This is a genomic window from uncultured Aureimonas sp. (genome assembly GCF_913775355.1).
GTDB lineage: Bacteria > Pseudomonadota > Alphaproteobacteria > Rhizobiales > Rhizobiaceae > Aureimonas.
In genome coordinates, this window is sequence record NZ_CAJYIU010000027.1 from 1 (window position 1) to 3694 (window position 3694).

Sequence of the window (3694 nt, forward strand, 5' to 3'; positions counted from 1 at the left end):
GGGGCCGGGGTCGGATCGGGAACCTGCCGGATGTCCGGCTCGGTCCCGAAGGTCTCGAAGATCATGGCTTTCATCGTGCGGCGCTCCGTCTGACAGGAGCATCCTCCACCGCAACGGCGTCGCAACGTCAAGACGACTGCGGCTCGCCCTCAGTCGGGATGCCGGACGGATGCTACGAGGCCACGCAGATGGTCCCGCAAGACCAGCGCGTTCGGGCCGGGCGGCCCGCTGTTGTCGATCGTCAGCGCGCTTTCGCAGCGGGCGGGAATGTCGAGACCCACCTGACGGGCGAGCCGTCGTTCGATCTCATCGGCGCTCTCCCGGCCACGCGCCGCGATGCGCTCGACGAGGACGGAGCGAGGTGCGGTGATCTCCACCACCGCGATCCGCCCGAAGCGAGTAACGGCATCCGCGAGGGACCGGCGGGAGAGGTTCGCCACCAGGATTCGACCGGACCGGACCTTGTCCTCGATCGCGAGCGGCAGTCCGTAGGCGAGGCCGTGCGCCCGCCATGTCAGGCAGAACCCGCCAGCGGCCTCGACGTCGGCAAACGCGTCCGTGTCGAGGCTGTCGTGATCCTCGGTCTCGCCGTCCGGCGGTCGGGTAATCGTGCGCCGGGCCAGTTCGATGCGGGGCTCGTCGGTCAATTCCTCGAACGCAAGACGGATCAGCGTATCCTTGCCGGCGCCGCTCGGGCCGACCACGGCCACAAGAAGCCCTTGCGGTGCTCCGTCGTCACGCAACGCGCCGCCCCTCGCGCCAGACGCTGCGCACAACGGGCGGCTTGGCCGCGCCGGTCTGCGCGCGCACGCGCACCAGATCCGCCCGAAGACCCACGGCGATCTCGCCGCGGTCATCGAGGCTGGCGACGCGCGCAGGCGTCCGCGTGACCATCGCGGTGGCCACGGGCAATCCGATAGAGCCCGCCAGCACGAAGGTCGCCTGGATGAGACTGAACGGCACGTAGTCCGACGACAGGACATCGAGGACGCCAATCTTGACAAGGTCCTTCGCCGACACGTTCCCCGAATGCGAACCGCCCCGCACGACGTTGGGCGCGCCCATGAGCACCGACAGGCCGGACTCGCGCGACAGGCGTGCCGCCTCCAGCGTCGTCGGGAATTCGGCCAAAGCGATGCCGAGCTCGCGGCTTTCCTCGACATGCGCGGCAGTAGCATCGTCGTGACTGGCAAGCGTGATGCCGGCGTCGCGGCAGAGCCCCGCGATGTGGCGGCGGTTGCCAGGCGAGTTCGCCTCGGATTCCGCGACACGCCGCGCGCAGAACGCGTCGAACACGGCATCCGTCATCCGCATCTTGCCCTGGTAGTAGGTGCGGTAGGTCTGGATATCGACGAACTGGCGCTGACCCGGCGCGTGATCCATCAGCGAGGCAAGGCGCACGCGCTCGTTGCCGATCATGGTCTCGAAGGCCGGCACGACGTCGGGTGCCGAGACCTCGCACCGCAGGTGAATGAAGTGGTCGGCGCGCAGGCGGTCGTCGCGCGTCGCGTCGAGGATGGCGTCGGCCATCGCCGACATGTCGGTCGAGCCGAGCGCGGCATCCTCGTCCATGCCGACCCGCAGGGCATCGAACACGGTGGTGATACCGGAGGCCGAAACCTGCGCATCATGGGCCTGCAGCGCGGCGTCGATGTTCCAGCGCACCTTCGGGCGGGGCAGGTAGTGGCCCTCGAGATGGTCGGTGTGTAGCTCGACGAGGCCGGGCAGAAGGTAGTCGCCCTCAAGGTCAGTTCCGGTGTGGGACTTGTTCTTGGAAATATCGGCGATCCGTCCGTCGCGAACCAGAATGTTGCCCTCGATCACCTCGTCGGCCAGGACGATGCGGGCGTTGTGGAAGACCTCTTCGGTCGATGGACTGCTCATGTCTGGCTCGTTGCGGTATCGGAAGAAAGGGAATGAAGGGCGCGAACCTGGAACGGCGCGCCGGGACGAGGTTCGACGAAAAGCGCCAGCCCGTCGATCGCCAAGGGACGCCCGAGTGCGGGCGCGAAGCGTTCCCGAAGTCGCGCCTCGACCGCTGCGGCGTCCTCGTCGGGGACGGGGCCGGTCAGGGTCATGTGGAAACGGAACTCGTCGAAGATGTAGGGGTAGCCCCAGCGGTCGAGGTGCTCGCGCTGGCGCTCGGTCAGCCTGTCCGGCGCTCGACGGGCCAGCTCGGCAGCATCGAGTGGGGCTCGGAAGCGCTCGAACTCCCGTACGGTCTCGTCGGCCAGAGCATGGAGCGCCGGCTCACGATCGCCGGGCACCAACGCGAAGAAGCGTCCGATGAGTCGGAGCTCCAGCTCCGCGATCTCGACCCGGTGTTGCCGGCCGCAAAAGACGGCGAGGGCGTCGTCGAGTTCTTCCACCGTCCGGCCTTCAGCGAGCCGGAACGGCGGCTTCATCGTGGCGTGGAAACCGTAGCGGGCCGGCTCGGCGACGAGCGGCGCGGGGGCTTCGCCCGGACCGTGCGAGAAGGCGTCGCGACCCAGCCACGCGGCGGCAAGGCGGGTCAGCGGCGCGTCGCGCGGCGGCGTGAAGTAGACGGCGGCGCGCATCAGATGACGCGCTTTCGAAGGCTCTGCGAGATGACATCCATGACCGTGACCGTTGCGACCACGATGATGAGGATGGCCGAAGCCTGCGGATAATAGAAGCCGCGGATCGACTCGAACAGCACCTGTCCGATGCCGCCGGCCCCGATCACGCCGAGCACGGTGGCAGCGCGCACGTTGGATTCCAGACGGTAGAGCGAGAACGAGATCCAGAGAGGAAGGACCTGTGGGATGACGCCGTAGACGATCTCCTGCAGCCGCGACGCGCCGGTGGTCCGGATCGCCTCGACAGGCCGTGGATCGATCGCCTCGACCGCTTCGGAGAAGAGCTTGGCCAGAATGCCGGTCGTGTGAATGAAGAGCGCCATGACGCCGGCGAACGGGCCGAGGCCGACGGCGACCACGAAGAGCACGGCGAAGACGACCTCGTGGATGGCGCGGAACAGGTCCATCAAACGTCGCGCCGGCTGATGCACCCACCACGGCGAGACGTTGGCAGCCGAGAGAATGCCGAACGGGATCGAGAGGAGAACGGACAGGAACGTGCCCCAGACCGCGATCTGCACCGTCACGATCATCTCGGAGAGGTAGTAGCGCCAGTCCGCGAAGTTCGGCGACAGGAAGCCCTTCGCGTATTCGGCCATGTTGGCGGAGTCGGTGAAGAGGTAGGTCCAGCGCCCCATGTCGGCCGGACCCCAGCTCCAGACGAGAAGAAGCGCCAGCCCCAGCCAGACGGCGAGGCTGCCGAGCGAGCGCTTCGGCGCGGGGTCCGTCGCGGCGGCGGCCGTGGCGTCTGCGTTCATCTCGGTGTCTCCTGGACGGGCGGTCCACCGCCGCGCGTCCGGCGCGGCGATGGACACTTCGGATCGGACTTCAGCCCTGCGGTGCCGCGGCGAGCTTCGCCTCGTAGCCGGACTTCTTGTCCTCCAGCTCCTTAAGCTTGGCGGCCTTGGCGTCGGCGGAGAGCGAGGCGTCGTTGCGGGTCGCGGCCATCGCCTTCGACACTTCCATTACGCGGACCGGCAGAAGCTGGTCGTCGCTGGAGGCGCGGAACGGCGACCAGGTGAGGCCGGCGAGCGTGTTCAGCTCTTCGCCCTTGTCGCCCTTCGTGCGATCGGTGCCGTAGTTAAGCACGAACG

At 67.9% G+C, this 3694-nt stretch carries 4 protein-coding genes and 1 pseudogene; all 5 read right to left on the reverse strand.

Going from position 1 to position 3694, the window contains the following annotated elements; genetic code table 11:
- Nucleotides 1-149 precede the first annotated feature (149 nt).
- Nucleotides 150-743: a phosphonate metabolism protein/1,5-bisphosphokinase (PRPP-forming) PhnN gene (phnN, locus tag QZ753_RS01975; protein ID WP_294640732.1), complete on the reverse strand. Its 594-nt coding sequence runs from the start codon at nt 741-743 to the stop codon at nt 150-152.
- On the reverse strand, nt 736-1884 hold the full coding sequence (locus tag QZ753_RS01980; protein ID WP_294640733.1) for an alpha-D-ribose 1-methylphosphonate 5-triphosphate diphosphatase: 1149 nt from the start codon (nt 1882-1884) through the stop codon (nt 736-738). Before QZ753_RS01980 ends, phnN begins: the two co-directional genes overlap by 8 nt.
- Entirely contained in the window at nt 1881-2558 is a 678-nt protein-coding gene (locus QZ753_RS01985) for a DUF1045 domain-containing protein (RefSeq protein ID WP_294640735.1), read from the reverse strand. The genes QZ753_RS01980 and QZ753_RS01985 overlap by 4 nt, the downstream gene beginning before the upstream one ends.
- Complete coding sequence (phnE, locus tag QZ753_RS01990; protein ID WP_294640736.1) at nt 2558-3358, reverse strand: phosphonate ABC transporter, permease protein PhnE; 801 nt, start codon at nt 3356-3358, stop codon at nt 2558-2560. The genes QZ753_RS01985 and phnE overlap by 1 nt, the downstream gene beginning before the upstream one ends.
- A 70-nt stretch (nt 3359-3428) precedes the next feature.
- Nucleotides 3429-3694 (reverse strand): annotated as a pseudogene (locus tag QZ753_RS01995) (phosphonate ABC transporter substrate-binding protein); the annotation flags it as partial.